This window comes from Lysinibacillus sp. FSL R7-0073, assembly GCF_038009065.1.
GTDB classification, from domain to species: Bacteria; Bacillota; Bacilli; order Bacillales_A; family Planococcaceae; genus Lysinibacillus; species Lysinibacillus fusiformis.
The window spans coordinates 966,463-984,656 of the sequence record NZ_JBBPAS010000001.1 but is presented as its reverse complement, the minus strand read 5'-3'; the positions used below and the strand labels follow the sequence as shown (position 1 = coordinate 984,656).

The 18,194-nt window shown below is 36.5% G+C and carries 22 protein-coding genes; 10 read left to right on the top strand and 12 right to left on the bottom strand.

From position 1 onward, the window contains the following. Positions 1-166: 166 nt before the first annotated feature. Both MKY88_RS04630 and MKY88_RS04625 read left to right on the top strand, forming a co-directional pair. Complete coding sequence (locus MKY88_RS04630; RefSeq protein ID WP_340813068.1) at positions 167-667, top strand: peptidyl-prolyl cis-trans isomerase; 501 nt, start codon at positions 167-169, stop codon at positions 665-667. Between the two features lie 11 nt (positions 668-678). Continuing rightward, positions 679-882, top strand: a complete 204-nt coding sequence (locus MKY88_RS04625; protein WP_012293117.1) for a YlaI family protein — start codon at positions 679-681, stop codon at positions 880-882. A gap of 54 nt (positions 883-936) precedes the next feature. Here the strand turns inward: MKY88_RS04625 and MKY88_RS04620 are convergent, their stop codons facing one another. Genes MKY88_RS04620 through MKY88_RS04610 form a run of 3 tightly spaced genes read right to left on the bottom strand, consistent with a single transcriptional unit; the run spans position 937 to position 3,485 of the window. Continuing rightward, a complete protein-coding gene (locus MKY88_RS04620) occupies positions 937-1,731 on the bottom strand; it encodes an ABC transporter permease (protein WP_193831107.1) in 795 nt (264 codons plus the stop codon). Next, entirely contained in the window at positions 1,724-2,491 is a 768-nt protein-coding gene (locus MKY88_RS04615) for an ABC transporter ATP-binding protein (protein WP_193831106.1), read from the bottom strand. The genes MKY88_RS04620 and MKY88_RS04615 overlap by 8 nt, the downstream gene beginning before the upstream one ends. Position 2,492: 1 nt before the next feature. Beyond that, positions 2,493-3,485, bottom strand: a complete 993-nt coding sequence (locus MKY88_RS04610) for an ABC transporter substrate-binding protein (protein WP_193831105.1) — start codon at positions 3,483-3,485, stop codon at positions 2,493-2,495. Positions 3,486-3,744: 259 nt separating this feature from the next. Here MKY88_RS04610 and MKY88_RS04605 point away from each other — a divergent pair, with 259 nt between their 5' ends. Further along, complete coding sequence (locus tag MKY88_RS04605) at positions 3,745-4,116, top strand: hypothetical protein (protein WP_069480247.1); 372 nt, start codon at positions 3,745-3,747, stop codon at positions 4,114-4,116. Positions 4,117-4,475: 359 nt separating this feature from the next. Here MKY88_RS04605 and MKY88_RS04600 read toward each other — a convergent pair whose 3' ends face one another. Together MKY88_RS04600 and typA are read right to left on the bottom strand one after the other, a co-directional pair. Then, positions 4,476-4,841 (bottom strand): YlaH-like family protein, encoded by a 366-nt coding sequence (locus MKY88_RS04600; RefSeq protein ID WP_232540458.1) that lies wholly within the window; start codon positions 4,839-4,841, stop codon positions 4,476-4,478. Positions 4,842-4,873: 32 nt separating this feature from the next. Then, positions 4,874-6,718, bottom strand: coding sequence for a translational GTPase TypA (typA, locus tag MKY88_RS04595; protein WP_008173982.1), 1,845 nt, complete (start codon positions 6,716-6,718; stop codon positions 4,874-4,876). Between the two features lie 138 nt (positions 6,719-6,856). Between typA and MKY88_RS04590 the strand changes: the two genes are divergently transcribed. Next, on the top strand, positions 6,857-7,042 hold the full coding sequence (locus MKY88_RS04590) for a DUF5325 family protein (RefSeq protein WP_008173985.1): 186 nt from the start codon (positions 6,857-6,859) through the stop codon (positions 7,040-7,042). A gap of 38 nt (positions 7,043-7,080) precedes the next feature. Here the strand turns inward: MKY88_RS04590 and MKY88_RS04585 are convergent, their stop codons facing one another. Both MKY88_RS04585 and MKY88_RS04580 read right to left on the bottom strand, forming a co-directional pair. Continuing rightward, positions 7,081-7,875: an inositol monophosphatase family protein gene (locus tag MKY88_RS04585; RefSeq protein ID WP_340813067.1), complete on the bottom strand. Its 795-nt coding sequence runs from the start codon at positions 7,873-7,875 to the stop codon at positions 7,081-7,083. A 223-nt stretch (positions 7,876-8,098) separates the two neighbouring features. After that, positions 8,099-8,296, bottom strand: a complete 198-nt coding sequence (locus MKY88_RS04580) for a hypothetical protein (protein WP_008173987.1) — start codon at positions 8,294-8,296, stop codon at positions 8,099-8,101. 125 nt (positions 8,297-8,421) lie between these two features. Between MKY88_RS04580 and MKY88_RS04575 the strand changes: the two genes are divergently transcribed. Next, positions 8,422-9,057 (top strand): YktB family protein, encoded by a 636-nt coding sequence (locus MKY88_RS04575; protein WP_258267900.1) that lies wholly within the window; start codon positions 8,422-8,424, stop codon positions 9,055-9,057. Between the two features lie 102 nt (positions 9,058-9,159). On the opposite strand, the gene MKY88_RS04570 is transcribed toward MKY88_RS04575, so the two are convergent. Together MKY88_RS04570 and MKY88_RS04565 are read right to left on the bottom strand one after the other, a co-directional pair. Next, positions 9,160-9,447: a UPF0223 family protein gene (locus tag MKY88_RS04570; RefSeq protein ID WP_025113798.1), complete on the bottom strand. Its 288-nt coding sequence runs from the start codon at positions 9,445-9,447 to the stop codon at positions 9,160-9,162. Positions 9,448-9,467: 20 nt separating this feature from the next. Beyond that, on the bottom strand, positions 9,468-10,427 hold the full coding sequence (locus MKY88_RS04565) for an NAD(P)H-dependent flavin oxidoreductase (protein ID WP_340813066.1): 960 nt from the start codon (positions 10,425-10,427) through the stop codon (positions 9,468-9,470). A 144-nt stretch (positions 10,428-10,571) separates the two neighbouring features. Here MKY88_RS04565 and MKY88_RS04560 point away from each other — a divergent pair, with 144 nt between their 5' ends. Beyond that, a complete protein-coding gene (locus MKY88_RS04560; RefSeq protein WP_069480242.1) occupies positions 10,572-12,041 on the top strand; it encodes an aminotransferase class I/II-fold pyridoxal phosphate-dependent enzyme in 1,470 nt (489 codons plus the stop codon). A 39-nt stretch (positions 12,042-12,080) separates the two neighbouring features. On the opposite strand, the gene MKY88_RS04555 is transcribed toward MKY88_RS04560, so the two are convergent. Continuing rightward, positions 12,081-12,407, bottom strand: a complete 327-nt coding sequence (locus MKY88_RS04555; RefSeq protein ID WP_340813065.1) for a helix-turn-helix transcriptional regulator — start codon at positions 12,405-12,407, stop codon at positions 12,081-12,083. A gap of 166 nt (positions 12,408-12,573) precedes the next feature. Here MKY88_RS04555 and MKY88_RS04550 point away from each other — a divergent pair, with 166 nt between their 5' ends. Then, positions 12,574-13,170 carry a class I SAM-dependent methyltransferase gene (locus MKY88_RS04550; protein WP_069480241.1) on the top strand — a complete coding sequence of 199 codons (597 nt, stop codon included), beginning with the start codon at positions 12,574-12,576 and terminating at the stop codon, positions 13,168-13,170. A 47-nt stretch (positions 13,171-13,217) separates the two neighbouring features. Here MKY88_RS04550 and MKY88_RS04545 read toward each other — a convergent pair whose 3' ends face one another. Next, positions 13,218-13,895: an LrgB family protein gene (locus MKY88_RS04545; RefSeq protein WP_193831099.1), complete on the bottom strand. Its 678-nt coding sequence runs from the start codon at positions 13,893-13,895 to the stop codon at positions 13,218-13,220. After that, entirely contained in the window at positions 13,888-14,334 is a 447-nt protein-coding gene (locus MKY88_RS04540) for a CidA/LrgA family protein (RefSeq protein ID WP_232540457.1), read from the bottom strand. The genes MKY88_RS04545 and MKY88_RS04540 overlap by 8 nt, the downstream gene beginning before the upstream one ends. A gap of 358 nt (positions 14,335-14,692) precedes the next feature. Here MKY88_RS04540 and MKY88_RS04535 point away from each other — a divergent pair, with 358 nt between their 5' ends. The 3 genes from MKY88_RS04535 (at position 14,693) to MKY88_RS04525 (ending at position 18,115) form a co-directional block, all read left to right on the top strand. Beyond that, positions 14,693-16,288 (top strand): sensor histidine kinase, encoded by a 1,596-nt coding sequence (locus tag MKY88_RS04535; protein WP_340813064.1) that lies wholly within the window; start codon positions 14,693-14,695, stop codon positions 16,286-16,288. After that, entirely contained in the window at positions 16,281-16,970 is a 690-nt protein-coding gene (locus tag MKY88_RS04530; RefSeq protein WP_069480240.1) for a response regulator, read from the top strand. The genes MKY88_RS04535 and MKY88_RS04530 overlap by 8 nt, the downstream gene beginning before the upstream one ends. A 125-nt stretch (positions 16,971-17,095) precedes the next feature. Further along, positions 17,096-18,115, top strand: coding sequence for a tripartite tricarboxylate transporter substrate binding protein (locus MKY88_RS04525; protein ID WP_193831095.1), 1,020 nt, complete (start codon positions 17,096-17,098; stop codon positions 18,113-18,115). Positions 18,116-18,194: the final 79 nt, after the last annotated feature.

Below are 18,194 nucleotides of genomic sequence, written 5' to 3'. Positions count from 1 at the left end.
TCTGATATTTCTTCGATTCTATCTTAATAAAGTTTATCTTCTAGTCGTTAAAATTGCAAGTGTCTTCATTGGAAAATACCGAATTCAAATTTTATTTCTTTATTATTTTTAGGCATTAGCGTTATACTATGTCATGGATATACAAGATTTGAGGAGGATTTCTATCATGGAAACAATAATTCCTATCAAGGGCGCAGTAACATATCAATTAACATTAGATCCCACTGTTTGGATTTTCGATGATCGTAAATTAGATTTAAAAACATATTTCACGACACAAGATGTTAAGGAAGATTCAGACATCAAATATATGCGTGAGGTTGGTGCTCACTGGTCTCGTGAGATTATGGAGGGAGCTACATTCCCACCTACATTAAAATCAGAGCGTAAGTTTGACCGTAAAGGAATGGAAACAGGGACATTTGGTATCGAATTAGGCCATTTCTTGAAAAATGCTGAAATTAAACCTGAAGCAACAAAAATTATCTTTGAATGTGAGAATGGTCAAGAATATCCTTTTTCTATTGAAGAAGCATCTACACTTATTTTAAAATATAGTCAAGACGGCAAGCCACTCTTAGAAGATGGTCCCATCCACGTATTAAAGAGAGATGGTTCAAATATTGACAATCCTATTAAAAACGTAATAGCCATTCGCGCTGAATAGGGGGGAATGCAATGCGCGTTAAATGCGTAATTTGCGATACGATTCAAAATATAGACGATAATTTACCTTTAGCAAAAAAATTACGTAATCGTCCAATCCATACTTATATGTGTGACAATTGCCATGATCGTATTAAAGAAAACACGGTTGCACGATTAGAAACAGGGAATTTCCGTTTTTATAGAACTTCACCACAAATGGATAAAGAATTTTAATGTTTGATGAACCAAAAAAGAGGTGCCTCCATCGGGAGACACCTCTTTTCTATATTAGCCGTTATTTTTAATAACCGACTTTTCTATCAACTCAACCACCTGATACATGATTGTTGCAAAAAATGCAATGATGAGCAAGGACATGAGCACGAGGTTAAAATTAAACACTTGGAAGCCATAGATAATTAAATAGCCAAGACCTTTCGAGGCAACTAAAAACTCACCTACAATAACCCCAACCCACGATAATCCTACATTCACCTTCAAGGTCGAAATTATGGTCGGAAAAGATGCTGGTAAGATGACTTCCCGAAATATTTGCCACCTAGTAGCACCAAATGTTTGTAAAACCTTACTATAATTCGGATCGACACCTTTAAAAGCCGTATATACCACAATGGTCGTAATAATGATAGAAATTAAAGCTCCCATCGCAATGATGGAAAAATAACCTGGCCCTAGCGCAACAATAAGAATAGGTCCTAATGCAACTTTTGGCATCGCATTTAAAATAACTAAATAAGGGTCCAGTACCTTCGACAGAAATGGTGACCACCACAATAGGATAGCTATGAACGTCCCTAGTAAAGTCCCAGCAATAAAGCCAATCACCGTTTCCATTAATGTCACACCAACATGCAAAGTTAAAGTTCCATCAGTTACTTTTTCGATAAATGTATGCCAAACTTGCGTTGGTGAACTAAAAATTAAACGGTCGATCCATTCTAATCTAGAAAGCAGCTCCCATCCTCCAAAGAACAGAAGCAGAATAATAAGCTGATATAGCCGTACAAAGCGTTTTTCTTTTTTTAACATTTGCTGATATTGTTTAAATAATGTGTTATCCAAGGCTCTCCAGCTCCTTCCAAATGATTTGGAATACATCTGCATAGGTAGGATGCTGTCTTACATCAAACGGTGATAATTCACGAAGTGCCTCAGGTATTTCAAACACTTTATGCAATGTCCCTGGATTGGCTGAAAATAAAAAGACACGCTCACTCATAGCTATTGCTTCTCCAATATCATGCGTCACAAGAACTGCTGTCTTTCTATAGGTCTTTAATGTTTCTACAACTAAATCCTCAAGCTTTAATTTCGATTGATAATCAAGAGCCGAAAATGGTTCGTCTAACAATAAAATTTTAGGATTTACTGCTAAAGTACGAGCAAGTGCCACACGTTGTCTCATACCTCCTGATAATTCTCGTGGATAGTTGTTTCCCACATGGGGTAATCCTACTTCTTGCAAAAGAGCATTGGCCGTTACTTTATGTGAATTATTGCTCCGCTCCATAATTTTTAAACCAATCGTGACGTTTTCCTCAATGGTTTTCCATGGAAATAAGTAGTCCTGCTGAAGCATATAGCCAATGCTTGATTGATTATGTGCTGATAGTTCATCACCATCTATATAGACCTTGCCTTCAGTTGGTGGAAACAAACCAGCGATTATTGATAATAAGGTCGTTTTCCCACAGCCACTGGGCCCGATAAACGACACGAATTCTCCTTCACGAATGGCCAAGCTAATATCACGTAATACTTCCTTTGCCTTTATGCTTGAAAAATAACTATGGTGAATATTTTCTAGCTGTAAAAATTCCATATTACTCAGCAGCCTTTTTAGCAAAGGTTGTGTTCACAAGTTTTTCATACTCCACACGTTGAGGAAGTTCACCTGCTTCCTCCATAATTGTTTGCAAGTTATCCCACTCTCCCTCATCGAGAATAGGGTCTGATGCATAGGAGCCTTGTGCTTTATAACGCTCGATTACTGTTTCGATAACCGCAACATCTACATTTTCAAAATAAGGTTGAATAATTTTTGCCACTTCTGCGGCACTTTCATTCTGTACAAAATCTTGTGCCCGTTGTAAGGCATTTGTAAAGGCTTGAACTGTCTTCTCATCATCCTTTAAATAACTGCTTTTCGCCATAAAGGACGTGTAAGGCAAATTACCAGACTCTGTACCGAAAGATGCCACAATATAGCCTTTCCCCTCTTTTTCAAATACGCTAGCTGTTGGTTCAAATAACTGTACATAATCACCAGTACCTGAAGCAAAGGCAGTGGCTATATTTGCAAAATCAATATTTTGAATAAGGGTTAAATCATGAACAGGGTCAATGCCGTGCTTCTTCAACACAAATTCCCCTGCCATTTGCGGCATTCCACCTTTACGCTGACCTAAAAATGTAGAACCCTTCAATTGATCCCATGAAAAATTACCCATTTTTTCCCTTGCGACTAAAAAAGTACCGTCAGTTTGAGTTAACTGAGCAAAATTCTGAATTGGATCATTCGCCCCTTGTAATGTGACGTAGATCGAAGTTTCCGACCCAACTAAAGCAATATCAATGCCATCTGACAGCAATGCCGTCATGGTTTTATCGCCACCAGCTATCGTTTGTAGCTCTACAGAAAGGCCTTCATCCTCGAAGAATCCTTTTTCAAGTGCTACATATTGAGGCGCATAAAAAATCGAACGAGTTACTTCTCCAACTTTGACTTTCGACATCACTTTATCTCCACATCCAACAAGTAATATACATAAAAGACTGACAAGACTAAATATAAATGCAGATTTTAAACGATTCATATTTTTTCTCTCCTCCTAGATCCTATTTACATTAAATAGCGTATGTTAAATTGACAAAAAGGGTGAATTCAAAGAAAATCCCTCAATTTACTTTTGCATTTACATTAATTAAGAATATTAACAAAAGAAATTATTTAGTAATTATTTACAAAATATGATATAATTATTTATAGAGGGATAAATATACATTTTTGTTTTTTATTATATTTACTATATTCTATTTATATATTTTAAGTTAATTAGAATGGAGAGAACTCAATTGAAAAAAATACTTAGATTTCTAGCACCTTTAGTACTTATTTTTACCATTTATGGATATAATGCTGAAAATGCCTCTGCATCAACCTCTGAATCAGTTTTTTTAGGATCAAGTGGTTTTGCACAATCAAATTATATTAATGCTTCTTCTAGGGTTTATGTATTGCTTAGAAATACTGGTTCAGTACCTATTGCGTGGTATGTTGTTGGTCCAAATAATGTGGCAGAAATGGATACACCTGCAAATATTCCACCTGGTGGAGCTAAGGGAATTTGGATTAATACAAGAAGTAACACAAAACATGCTTTAAATTTATATTGTGCTGGCGATGTAAATAAATGTAGTGCAACGGGTAATATCTCATTGAATTAAAAAATCAATTAAAACACTATTTATCCCTCCTTGATAAAATCAAAATTGTCTTTATTGCACCTCTATCGTTAGATAAATCTAACAACTGGAGGTGCTTTTCTTTTGATCAAATTTTAAGAAATAAATATCGATTTATCAAATTTATATAGAAATTGGGTTAAGGTTTTAAACACTTGAGAAAACCAAAGATTTTTAAGTACTGTTATTCTTCTAGAGACTTCGGAATACATAAATAAATATACTTGGAGTAAAAAGAAAAACCTCGATTATATCCACTTGTTAGTGTCTATAAAATCGAGGTTAAACAATTAAAAATGCTATTAAATTAAGTAAAGCTATAAAATACTTCTCATAGTTAATTAAGTCTCACGAGTTTCACGTGACAAGCGAATTTTATAAATACCCAAAAATAATGCTGCAACAATTAACCCCTCCATCATTGGTAATGATAGGGCGAAGAAAGTAAGAAAAATACATCCAATAAATAAACAGAGGTACACAACAATATTTTGCTTTAAATTTAATTTTCGTGCAAAGCCTAGTTGATAAACTATTGCAGATAAAATAAATACAGAGAAGAAAGCTATATACCCTGCAACTGTATAATTCGGTGCATTTTCATAAATGAAACGGCTAATACCTGTTAAATCTTCTAATACTTCAGCCTCTGTTCCTTCTCTCATATTAGATGCTTGAATAGAGTTGAGTAACAGCCAATTCAACATCGTTCATCCTCTTCCTTTCATGTCAGCGAAAATTATTGTTCTGCGTTACGTAATTTTTTCGCTGCTTTCTCACGTTCATTTTTATCTAGAATTTTTTTACGCAGACGAATAGATTCTGGTGTGATTTCTAAATACTCATCATCACCTAGGTATTCAAGTGCTTCTTCTAAAGATAAAATACGCGGTTTTTTAATAACATTCGTTTGGTCTTTATTTGCTGAACGAATGTTTGTTTTTTGTTTCATTTTTGTGATGTTTACAGTGATATCAGCGTCACGAGTATTTTCTCCAACGATCATACCTTCGTAAATATCTGTACCTGGCTCTAAGAACAGTGTACCACGATCTTCAATTTGCATCATACCATAAGTTGTTGATTTACCAGTTTCCATAGAAACTAGTACACCTTGGTGACGTCCACCAATTTTACCTGGTAGTAATGGTTGGTAGCAATCAAACGTATGGTTGATAATACCAAAACCTTTTGTCATTGACATGAACTCAGTCGTATAACCGATCAAACCACGAGCTGGAACTAAGAACGTTAAACGAACTTGACCACTGCCGTTATTCACCATATCAAGCATTTCACCTTTACGAGTACCAATCGATTCAATAATTGAACCAACATTTTCTTCAGGTACATCGATTTGAACGCGTTCGAATGGTTCACATTTTACGCCATCGATTTCACGCACGATTACTTGAGGTTTAGATACTTGTAATTCGAAACCTTCGCGGCGCATATTTTCAATAAGGATTGATAGGTGAAGCTCACCACGACCTGAAACTGTCCAAGCGTCTGGAGAATCAGTATCTTCAACACGTAAAGATACGTCCGTTTGTAATTGAGCACGTAAACGCTCTTCTACTTTACGAGAAGTAACCCATTTCCCTTCACGACCAGCGAATGGAGAGTTGTTTACTAAGAATGTCATTTGTAAAGTTGGCTCATCGATACGTAATGGTGTAAGTGCTTCTTGGTGCTCAACAGGACAAACTGTTTCACCTACGTTGATATCTTCCATGCCTGAAACGGCGATTAAATCACCAGCTTTTGCTGTCTCTACTTCTTCACGTTTTAAACCGAAGAAACCAAAGATTTTCGTCACACGGAAGTTTTTCACTGTACCATCTAACTTCATCAGTGCAACTTGTTGACCTACAGAAATTGTTCCACGGAATACGCGACCTATTCCGATACGACCAACGAAGTCATTATAGTCAAGTAAAGCTACTTGGAATTGTAATGGGTCTTCTGAGTTATCAACTGGTGCTGGGATAGATTCAATAACTTTTTCAAATAGACATTTCATATTTTCTTCTTGTTTAGATGGATCAGCGTCCAAAGAAGCTGTACCATTTACACCTGAAGCATAGACAACAGGGAAGTCTAATTGATCGTCATCTGCTCCTAACTCGATAAATAATTCAAGTACTTCATCTACTACTTCTAGTGGACGAGCTGAATCTTTGTCTACTTTATTTACAACTACGATTGGTGTTAGACGTTGTTCTAATGCTTTTTTCAATACGAAACGTGTTTGAGGCATACAACCTTCATACGCATCGACAACTAGTAAAACGCCGTCTACCATTTTTAAAATACGTTCTACCTCACCACCGAAGTCAGCGTGTCCAGGCGTATCAAGGATGTTGATACGTGTTCCTTCATAGTTTACTGCTGTATTTTTAGCTAAAATCGTAATACCACGTTCGCGTTCAATATCATTAGAGTCCATTGCACGTTCTTCAACACGTTCGTTTGAACGGAATGTACCTGATTGTTTTAGTAATTGGTCGACTAAGGTAGTTTTACCATGGTCAACGTGGGCGATTATTGCGATATTGCGAAGATCTTGACGTAAGTTTGTCATTATTCCACTCCATATTCTTTTTTCGAATGTTTAACTGTGATATTATAGCACAAGAAGGATAGAAATGTCCTTATTAGAATTTCCATCATTCTAAAAAATATATTTGATTGATAAATTTTTTATATAGGAGGCTAGGCTATGAATCGTGCAAAATTCGTAATGGCTATTTATGCATTAGCAGCTGTTTTAGCAATGTGTTCAATTGGCTATTCAGTGGCGGCTAGTAGTGTATTTGGTGCAATAGCAGGTATTGTGGCTACTTGTGTCATTTTCATGACAGCCTTTAAAATGAAGCGTAAACTACGTATGCAAGGGTTACTGTAGTTAAAAAAGGAGCTGTCTAGTAGTTAGACGGCTCCTTTTTATTCATAAGGTACAATATATTTTTCCAATAATTCTTTATGAATGGAAGGATTGGCGATTATAAAAGTATCTTGATGTATGAAGTCAAAGCCTTCTCCGTGCAAGTTTGTGGCGATGGCCCCAACTTCTTGAGCAATAATGGTACCACCTGCTATATCCCACGGTGATAAACGCATGGAAACATAAGCATCCAACTTCCCACTAACAACAAATGCGATTTCCATGCAAGCTGAGCCATAGGAACGTGTGCCCCGAACTTTGCGGACCATTTCAATGACCTTTTCGTGATGAATATGTCGATTAGGAGCTACCCAATGTGCATTGATACCAATGACTGATTCCTCCATCGTAACAGATTGAAGTTTCCGAAGAGGAGAATCGTTATACCACGCGCCTTGGCCTTCAATCGCATAAAATAAATCCTCACGCATGACATCAAATATGTACCCTAACTTACCTACCCCATTAATAAAAATACCAATAGAAATCATAAAGTGACGATGTTGTTTGACAAAATTCATCGTGCCATCTATAGGATCAATAATCCAAACTACACCATCTAATGACTCTACCTTTTCCCCCATGCCTTCTTCGCCTAAAATTTTGTGGGCTGGATTATAAGCTTTAATTTGGTCGATAAAAAATAACTCTGTTTCTCGGTCAATATTTGTTACCAGGTCATTGGCACCTGATTTTGTCTCGATCACTAAATTATACGAAAAGGCTTTTCGAATACGTCTTCCAGCTTCAAAGATTATACTTTTCGCAAATTCATCCATTTGTTGTAAATCCAATTAAAACCCACCCTTCGAATATAAGAAAAAGACTTTACTTTCCTCACTCTTTATTAATTTTACCTTGTCCATTGTCTTTATTGCGATATACAACATGAACTTCAAGAAATACTGAAATTCATTACGCTATGATATAGTATCTATTTTACCCTTTGTCACAATAAAAATCACCTGCTGTCGGAATATTCAGCAAGTGATTTTTTAAATGGGTATAAGATTTTGATTACGCATAGGCGTGGAAGCTTTCAAGTTCCATCTGGATTTCTCCAAGACGTTTTTTACTTTTTTCAATTTCTATATCGTTTTTTTCATTCATCGCTGCAAAAAGCGAAGCTAATTCATAATCTAATTCTAATTGTAAAATGTGTTCATATTGCTTTTCAATGTCAACTTTACGTATAATTTTTACGATTGGTTTCATAAAAACACTTCCTTTTTTTAATTTTTTTACAAAAACTTTTCAAATTCGATAAAGTTCTTGTTATAAGATTTTTTCCCAAAATCAGCGTAAAATAAACCTTATAAAACGAAAGGAGCAAAATTAAATTGCCGAAAATAAAGTGGACAAACAAAGATTTTAATGTTTTTAAAATAGACGGTTTAGAACAAAGAATGGATGCATTAAACGATCATGTACGCCCAAAATTCCATCAGCTTGGTGATGATTTTGCTGCCTATTTCTCAAGCCAGCTAGGTGAAGAATTCTTCCCTCATGTTGCCAAACACGCTAGAAGAACTGTCAACCCTCCAAAAGATAGTTGGGTTGCCTTCGCCCCCTATAAAAGAGGTTATAAATCATTGCCTCACTTTCAGATTGGTCTATGGCACTCACATTTATTCATCGTCTTAGCTATTATTTATGAAGCTCCTCAAAAAAATGTAATGGCTGAACGTTTACTCGCTCACCAATCCTTATTTGAGCAGCTACCTGGTGACTTTATTGTGTCAGGTGACCATATGTCTCCTGAGGCCATTTCACTTGAAGAAGCGAAAGAAGACAAGCTTGAGGCACTACTTTTACGCCTGCGAGATGTAAAAAAAGGTGAGTTTTTAATTGGTCGTCATATTCCAAAAGACCAAGCAACCAAATTATCAGCCAGTGAATTCCACCAGTTAACGGAACAAACATTCAACAGCTTACTACTTTTTTACAACGTCATCGTTGGTAAGGACCTAAAATAAGCTTTAACCTCATGTTATTTGTTGAAGTAGTGTATGCCAAATGTCGTTTTTTAACACAAAAAAATAAAAAGCGGATGTGAGTTGTTCTCACATCCACTTTTTTTATCGACTTTTTTTAGGGACTATTTTTATCATTGTACCATCTGCGGCTTCTTTTGTTTGTTTAACAACAGGATAGCTAATATAGCCACTCGCTTCTTCAAATTCACGAAATATTGTTTTTTCCTCCGCTTGTGAAGGAACAATTTCCTTAAAGCGACGATATTTAGCCATCATGACCTCACGCTTGATGCCCTTTTCATGAGCTTGTTCAATGCCTTCAAAGAATTGAACAACATCCACAATTTCCTCTGTAGACCAATCTGTTGAAAACGGATAAGAATATTCCATTCGACAAAACCACCTTTACATTATTGCCCCCATTTTACCCGGATACTTTCCGCTTCTGCAACCATTCGATTGATTAATTCCTCAACGGTTGGAACATCATGAATCATCCCTGTCACTTGTCCAGCCCAACCAAAGCCGTGTTCTTGTTCACCATCATAAATAAAACGTTTATTCGCTGATCCACTTATATATTCCTTTAACGCTTCATAGGTTGGCTCTTTTTCCTCAATCTCTAAAATTTTTGCCGTAAACTCATTACGTAAAGCACGAGCAGGTGCACCGATAGAACGTTTTATGATCGTCGTATCAGCCTCTGTGCTTGCTAGTAGTGCCTCTTTATAAGCAGCAGAAGCATCCACACATTCCTTTGTTGCAATAAAACGAGTACCCATTTCAATTCCTTCAGCTCCCAGTGCATGGGCAGCCATCCAGCCTCGGCCATCGCCAATTCCCCCTGAAGCAATAACTGGGATTTTTATACTATCAACAACCTGTGGGACGAGCACCATCGTACCTACATCATCTCTTCCAAGATGTCCGCCACCCTCTTGCCCAACAACCATTACAGCATCCGCTCCAAGCTGTTCAGCTTTTTGCGCTTGTCTACGTGCAGCTACAAGTACCAATTTTTTAATTTCTGTGCCTGCTAATAAATCAAAAATGGGTGCAGGGTTACCTCCAGTCATCGTTACAACAGGTACTTCTTCTTCCACTGCAACGCGAACCATTTCCTCATAGCCTGTACCATGCATACCAATAGCAAAGTTTACGCCAAAAGGCTTATCTGTTAATGTTCGTACTTTATGAATCTCTGCTCGCAATAAGTCAGGGTTTCGTAAACTCATAGCTGTGATTTGACCTAACCCTCCAGCATTCGACACAGCCGCCGCTAAATCAGCATAGGCTAAATACGCTAAACCACCTTGAATAATTGGGTATTTCACTTGTAAAAGCTCTGTCACCCGTGTATTCCAACTCATAATACCTCCCCTTTCATTCGGTATTAATTTCTCGATATCCTTAAAAAATCCTTTTATTTTTTATGAAAAGTCTATTTTTTCGTGGCGTTAGGTGCTATAATTCATTTGTTTTCTTAGATAATTTAAAGTGAGGTGGTACCTGCGTTGTCACAACTAGAGACTCCATTGTTCGACGTATTACTTAAACATCGGAACAGACATCCTATTCAGTTCCATATTCCAGGCCATAAGAAAGGGCAAGGGATGGACCCTGCTTTCCGAGAATTCGTCGGCGACAACGTTTTATCAATTGATTTAATTAATATTGCTCCACTAGACGATTTACATTCACCAAAGGGTGCTATTAAAGAAGCGCAAAATCTTGCAGCAGAAGCTTTTGGTGCTGATCATACATTCTTTTCCGTTCAAGGTACTAGTGGCGCCATCATGACGATGATTCTGACCGTCGTTGGTCCAGGTGATAAGATTCTAGTGCCGCGGAATGTCCATAAATCTATTATGTCGGCGATAGTTTTCGCTGGTGCAATTCCAATTTTTATTCATCCTGAAGTCGATAGTGAATACGGGATTTCTCATGGCATATCCCCTGAGGCTGTCGAAAAAGCTTTAAATGCTTATCCTGATACAAAAGCTGTGCTAGTTATTAATCCAACTTATTATGGCTTCACAGCAGATTTAAAACGCATTGTCGAAATCACTCATAGCCGTGATATTCCTGTAGTAGTAGATGAAGCACATGGTGTACACATTAAATTCCATGATGACCTTCCCTATTCAGCAATGGAGGCAGGTGCCGACATGGCTGCTACAAGTGTTCATAAGCTTGGTGGTTCTATGACACAAACGTCCATTTTAAATGTTCGAGAAGGACTTGTTTCGGCAAAACGTGTACAAGCTGTTTTTTCTATGCTAACAACGACATCCACATCTTATCCATTGCTCGCTTCCCTTGACACAGCTCGACGTCAATTAGCGATTCACGGATATGATTTAATTGACGATGCACTACGTTTAGCAAAGGATGCACGTAAACGAATCAACCAAATCCCACATTTAAAATGTGCAGGCAAGGAAAAACTACATTCATCTGCTACTTATGATATGGACCCTTTAAAACTTCTTATTAGCGTCAAGGATTTGGGTATTTCTGGACATAGAGCTGAGGAATGGTTACGTTATAATGCCAATATCGAAGTAGAATTGTCTGACCTTTATAATATTTTATGTTTAGTGACATTAGGAGATACGAAAAAAGAAATTAATCTTTTAGTAAATGCATTAACTCGTATGTCAAAAGCATTTGATTCGGAAGCGGCTATCACAGAAGCCGTAGTTAATGTCCCAGATATTCCAGCGCTAGCTATGTCACCTCGTGATGCATTTTATGCTGATACTGAGGTAGTTCCACTTGCTGAAGCAGATAACTGCATTTGTGCAGAATTTATTATGGTATATCCACCTGGAATTCCAATTTTTATTCCCGGGGAAATAATTACTCAAGAAAATATTCATTATATTCAAATGAATATTGAGGCGGGTTTACCAGTTCAAGGACCAGAGGATACAACATTAAAAACGATTCGTGTTATAAAAGAACGAAAACCTATTATTTAATCTTAAAAGCTAGCTCTCCTCGAAGAGCTAGCTTTTTCATTATTTATAAAAAACAGAGGTTAGTATCGCTAAAATCGGAAAAGCTAACCACCAATAATGCCATAAAAAATCTCCAACTGTTTTATGATTAGATGGAACGGAAACCGTAGCTACTTTAGAAAATTTCGCTTTCCCTGTAATAAGTTCATCTAAGGAAATTTGATACAGTTCACCTAACTTAATGAAATTATCTATATCAGGATAACCTTTTCCTAATTCCCATTTTGACACAGCCTGCCGTGAAATATTTAAATACTCTGCCACTTCGTCCTGAGTAAAGTGATGCTGTTCCCTTAATTTCTTTAAACGGTTTTCTAAATCATCCATACTATTTACCTCCCAATTATTATTATTAATAACATAATAGATCGCAATTCAATATGAAACGAGAATTTATTATTTGCTTTTTCGCAACGGCTAGTTGCTTTTATAAGCTAAAAGTTAGAATAACAAATACACATTATCTACAATAGAGAAAAGGAGGAATGGACTTATGAATACATGGAATCAACGTTTTCTAGGATCTGAATACGTTTATGGTGAACAACCAAATGCCTTTATTAAAGATTATGTATCTTTTTTGAAAGAATGCCCTAATATCGCAGCCTATGCAGAGGGGGAAGGACGCAATGCTGTTTTTTTAGCCTCAAAGGGCCATACTGTCACTGCCTATGATTATGCACAAAGTGGTCTTGTGAAAACGGAACAATTAGCACAGAAACATCATGTGTCAGTTCAAACTAGGCTAACCGATTTACTACTAGATGAGCTTCCTGTGGATAATTATGATGCGGCTATTATGATTTTTGGTCATTTTCCATTGCAACAACAGCAGGCTGTCATCCAAAAGATTATCGATTCAGTGAAGCAAGGCGGACGGATTATGATGGAGTTATATTCCATTTATCAGCTCCCCTACGCGTCCGGTGGTCCACAGCAACTTGATTTTTTATATGACCCAAAAGATGTCCTGCAATGGTGTCAGCCTCATAAAATTATCCGTTTTTTTACAGGTGAACAAATACGCTATGAAGGAACGTTACACAATGGACTAGCCCATACCATTCAATTCATTATTGAGAAAAAATAAATGAGTTGTCTCAAAGCATTTGAGACAACTCCTAAAGTGGAAATTTTTCATAAAAATAAATACACAAATAATGGACAGAAAAATGCCCCAATAATAGCTGTTAGGCCCATCGATAATGAACCAACTGATAATTCCTGTTCTCCATATTCCCTTAATTTCACAAGTCCTACACCATGAGAGGCACTCCCCACTGACACTCCTCTACTAACGGCCGAGTCGATTTTGCCATATTTAATAACTAATGGGCCTATAATAGCCCCTACAAACCCTGCTATCATGACAAAAACAGCTGTTAGTGGCGGAATACCTCCAATCGTTTCGCTGACCTGCATCCCAACTGGCGTTGTTAAGGATTTAGGCAAGGCTGTCAGCATCCAGCTAGATTTTACACCAATCCATTTTAACAGCACGAAAATGGTCACTAATCCTGTCACCATGCCGATGAAAAGTCCAGATAAAATAGAATACTTATATTTGATAATAATAGCTCGTTGATTATAAAGAGGATAGGCAAGTGCGACTACAGCTGGCCCAAGCATTTTCTGAAGCCATTCTCCACCCACCATATATGTAGAATATGGAATATTAAATACTAGTAAAATCACTGCACTAACAACAGTAGTCGTGACTAAAGGAATCATAATAGGATGTGGAAATCGCTGATAAAGCTTCGTAAATAATATGAACATAATGATGGTGCTCAGAACAACAATTGCTTCAATCAACCGTTAACTCACCCTTTCCTTCTTCAACAATAGACTGCGTTTCTTCTTTTTTCTTTAATTCTTTCTTCTCAATTATTTGCGTCAGTAAACCTGTGACATAAATAGAGATTAATGTACTAGCAATAACGGCTAGAATTATAAGCAAGCCAGTAATTGACATGAGTTCTGGGTAATCAATAACGCCCACCGTTGCTGGTATGAAAAACAACGTTAAAACGCCAATTAAAAAACTTGCACCATCTTGAATATATTCAACCTTAATGATTTTAAAAATGAGTGAAAGTACTAATAACAGTAATCCAATGACACTCCCTGGAAGCGGTATGTGTAAATAAGTAACAATTCCTACCCCCATATAATAAAAAATGGTCAGTATGCCAATTTGAACAATGATCCGAACAACTCGCAACAACAGCGCAGTAAAATTTTCGTTGAACATTTCGCTACTTTTCACCCCCTATATCGTTCATTCTACATCTGTATGAATTTTCTGTCTATTGTAATTTTAGAAAAATAATAATCATTATCAGAAAGAGCTAAGTTCCATTTTCTCAAAAATCACATTTATACATATATAGTTTTTTCATCGATATTTAGGGTAATTTGTCACTCGGACTATTCAAATAGCGGTCTTTGCCTATTTCGAATATCCACTATCTATTTAAATTTCATCACTCGCTAGCAAATCTCAGAAATTTTCTATATAATCGGAAATTACAAAAGATACTCATTTTTCTAATAATGCAATATTTTCCATAATACACAATAAGGTGGGATCTTCTATTATCCTTAAAACATTGAAACTCCAAACTCGCTTTGCTTATTACAGTAGCTTTTTAATTTTTCTTATTGTCACTTTGGCTGGTTTACTCTTTTACGTAACGATTTCTGATGCATTGCAAACACAAATTGGTAACCGAGCACTTTACTTGGCGGAAACAACTGCAAGTAGGGGCGACGTTATAGAAGCCTTTCACACTGACAACCCATCAGAAAGTCTGCAAAAAATTAGCGATGATATTATGGATGCTGCAAAAGCTACGTATGTTGTAATCGGTGATAAAAATGGCATTCGCTACACCCACCCTCTCGCCGACCGTATTGGCAAATCCATGGTTGGTGATGATAATGACAAAGCATTGATCAACGGTGAATCTTATATTTCAATTGCCAATGGTTCAATGGGACAATCTATTCGTGGGAAAGCGCCTATCTTTGATACGAATGGTTCCATCTTAGGCGTTGTGTCCATTGGCTATTTAACGAGTGAATTAGATAACTTATATTTTTTATACTTGGATAATATTTTTTATATGATCATTATTGCGCTCACCATCGGAATTATCGGCTCTATTATTTTATCCCGGAATATTAAAAAGCAAATTTTCAATTTGGAGCCCAATGAAATTGCCAATCTATTAACAGAAAAAAATACTTTAATAGAATCAGTGCGTGAAGCTATTATTACGGTCAACGATAAAGGCGAAATTACAACGCTAAACAACGCGGCCGCCAATATCTTAAATTTACCAGATTCTGCTTCTATTATTGGTGATAATATTAAGCAACATATTCCAAATACACATCTACTTAATGTATTAATAAATGGTGAGAAACAGCTTGATAAATTGATGATTGTTAACGGTGATGAAATTATTGTAAACCGTGTTCCTATGAAGGTAAAAGGTAAAATTGTTGGTGCTGTAGCAAGTTTCCGTCTACAATCAGAAATTGAGCAGATGGCGATAGAATTAACACAAGTAAAACAATATACAGAAGCTTTACGTGCACAAACACATGAATTTAATAATATTCTTTATACAATTTCTGGCCTTATTCAATTAAATGCATCCGATGAGGCTTTAACAATTATTCATAAAGAGGTACAAGGACATTCCTCTTTAACCCAATTTATTACAAACCGTGTAAAAGACCCATTCTTAAATGGTTTAATTATCGGATTTTTTAATCGTGCGCGTGAATTAAAGATTCAGCTAATATTTGATGAAGATAGTTATTTAGATATCTTTCCTGAAAATATCGAAAAAGGTCTTATTATTTCGATTATGGGTAATTTACTAACCAATGCTTTTGAAGAGGTCGAAAGAAATAAAGAGCTACGGCCTATTGTAAGGCTTTTTATATTTGATAATGGAGAAGAAATCATTTTTGAGGTCGAGGATTCTGGCAATGGCATAGCACAAGAAAAACTAGATGTATTATTTTCAGAAAATATTTCAACCAAAGATAGGAAGCATCGAGGCTATGGGTTAAGAAAAGTAATTTCCAGCATCCAAGATTTAAATGGCACACTCGCTCTTGGGGAAGGAGATTTAGGAGGTGCCCTATTTATCGTATCTATTAGTAAAAGGGGGATTATTAACAATGACTAATATTGAAGTACTAATAATTGAAGACGATGTACGTGTAGCGGACGTACATCGTCGTTTTTTAGAGAAAATTGAAGGATTTACAGTAATTGCGTGTGCAAACACTGGAGAAGAAGCTTTAGATTGGCTTCAATCATTTTCACCACAGCTAATATTACTCGATGTATTTTTACCAGATATACTGGGCGTTGATTTAATTGATAAAATCAATACACTTAGCCCAACCAGTAACATTATTTTGATTACCGCAGCCACAGAGGCTCACATTGTCCAAAAAGCTTATCGTAAAAATGTTACAGACTATATTTTAAAGCCATTTACATTTGATCAACTAAAAGAAAGTATAGAAAAATTCCGTTTCAAGCATCTATTACTCCAAAATAATGAGAAATTTACACAAGAAAAAATCCAATACCTTTGGCCAAAAGCTGCTTCTTCCATCCCTGAAGATCCACAGCTACTATTACCAAAAGGCATTGATTTAACAACGATGAATCATGTCATCAACTATTTAAGTACAATGAAAGGAGGTAGTACAGCTGAACTGTTAGGAAAAAATATTGGTGTTAGTCGTTCCACTGCTCGCCGCTATTTAGAATTTTTAGTCACACAAAAGCAGGCCTATATCGAACTAACTTATGGCACAGTTGGTCGTCCTGAACGGCGATACTTTATTTTCTCATAAACTTTATGAACAAAATGACGTTAATCCACAATATCACCACAATATTTTAACAATTCTGATATAAGTTATAGTTATGATAGCGCTCGAATGATAGCGCTATCATTTTATTTTTAAGGGGGATTTTTATGTGGAGGAAGATTTCAAAAGTTATGATAGCTGGCTTACTATTTACTAGTTTAGTTGGTTGTTCATCATCAAATGGAGAAACAGCAGAAGGAAAAAAAGCAAATAATTATCCGAAAAGTAATATTACCATTGTTGCTCCATCAGGGGCGGGGGGTGGTTGGGATTTAACAGCTCGTGCAGTAGCAAAAACAATGAATGATACAGGTTTAATTAATAAATCAATTCAAGTTGAAAACAAGCCAGGTGGCGGTGGTGCTGCCTTCATGGCAACATTTGCTACAAAGGAAGCAAGCAATGATTATATGTTAATGGTTAAATCACCGCCAATTCTTATTAATCATGAAAAAGCTGAAGGAAATAGCAAATTTGGCTACAAGGACACTACACCTTTAGCACAATTAACGCGTGACTATGGTGCAATTGTTGTTAAGAAGGATTCGCCATTCCAAACGCTTGAAGATGTATTAAATGCTATAAAAGATTCGCCAAAAGATGTTACTTTAGCAGGTGGCTCTGCACCGGGCTCTATGGATCATCTAGTAGGAATTATTCCTGCCTATAAAACTGGCATAGACTTAAAAACAATTAAATACGTTTCTTACGATGGTGGTGGTGAAGCTGTAACCGCGTTACTAGGCGGCAACGCTGATGTCATTGCAACAGATGCTTCGACAATTGCTACTTATGTTAAATCAGGAGATGTACGTGTATTAGCCGTAAGTTCCTCTGAACGATTAGAAGGTGAGTTAGCAGAAGTTCCTACATTTAAAGAGGCTGGTATTGATGAAGAATTTACTATTTGGCGTGGTATTTTTGGTCCGAAAAATATGAGTGAAGATGCGGTTACCTACTGGTCTGATAAATTACAAGCAATGGCTGAATCAGAAGAATGGCAAGCTGAGGTGTCACGTAATGGCTGGCAAGCTGAATACCGCAATGCTGAGGATTTTACAACTTACCTAGACAATCAGAATAAAATCATCGTAGAACTATTGACAGCTCTTGGTATGCAAAAGTAAAGAATAGCCTGTGTCGAAAAAGAGCACAAGTATTTCCATCCAATAAGATTTACTTGTGCAACCTTAAATTATTATCAAC

Bases quoted from the DNA above. Each gene is read 5' to 3' on its own strand.
- MKY88_RS04630 (WP_340813068.1), top strand. From the start codon at position 167: ATGGAAACAATAATTCCTATCAAGGGCGCAGTAACATATCAATTAACA.
- MKY88_RS04625 (WP_012293117.1), top strand. From the start codon at position 679: ATGCGCGTTAAATGCGTAATTTGCGATACGATTCAAAATATAGACGAT.
- MKY88_RS04615 (WP_193831106.1), bottom strand. From the start codon at position 2,491: ATGGAATTTTTACAGCTAGAAAATATTCACCATAGTTATTTTTCAAGC.
- MKY88_RS04610 (WP_193831105.1), bottom strand. From the start codon at position 3,485: ATGAATCGTTTAAAATCTGCATTTATATTTAGTCTTGTCAGTCTTTTA.
- MKY88_RS04600 (WP_232540458.1), bottom strand. From the start codon at position 4,841: ATGTTGAATTGGCTGTTACTCAACTCTATTCAAGCATCTAATATGAGA.
- typA (WP_008173982.1), bottom strand. From the start codon at position 6,718: ATGACAAACTTACGTCAAGATCTTCGCAATATCGCAATAATCGCCCAC.
- MKY88_RS04590 (WP_008173985.1), top strand. From the start codon at position 6,857: ATGAATCGTGCAAAATTCGTAATGGCTATTTATGCATTAGCAGCTGTT.
- MKY88_RS04580 (WP_008173987.1), bottom strand. From the start codon at position 8,296: ATGAAACCAATCGTAAAAATTATACGTAAAGTTGACATTGAAAAGCAA.
- MKY88_RS04570 (WP_025113798.1), bottom strand. From the start codon at position 9,447: ATGGAATATTCTTATCCGTTTTCAACAGATTGGTCTACAGAGGAAATT.
- MKY88_RS04565 (WP_340813066.1), bottom strand. From the start codon at position 10,427: ATGAGTTGGAATACACGGGTGACAGAGCTTTTACAAGTGAAATACCCA.
- MKY88_RS04555 (WP_340813065.1), bottom strand. From the start codon at position 12,407: ATGGATGATTTAGAAAACCGTTTAAAGAAATTAAGGGAACAGCATCAC.
- MKY88_RS04550 (WP_069480241.1), top strand. From the start codon at position 12,574: ATGAATACATGGAATCAACGTTTTCTAGGATCTGAATACGTTTATGGT.
- MKY88_RS04540 (WP_232540457.1), bottom strand. From the start codon at position 14,334: ATGTTCAACGAAAATTTTACTGCGCTGTTGTTGCGAGTTGTTCGGATC.
- MKY88_RS04530 (WP_069480240.1), top strand. From the start codon at position 16,281: ATGACTAATATTGAAGTACTAATAATTGAAGACGATGTACGTGTAGCG.
- MKY88_RS04525 (WP_193831095.1), top strand. From the start codon at position 17,096: ATGTGGAGGAAGATTTCAAAAGTTATGATAGCTGGCTTACTATTTACT.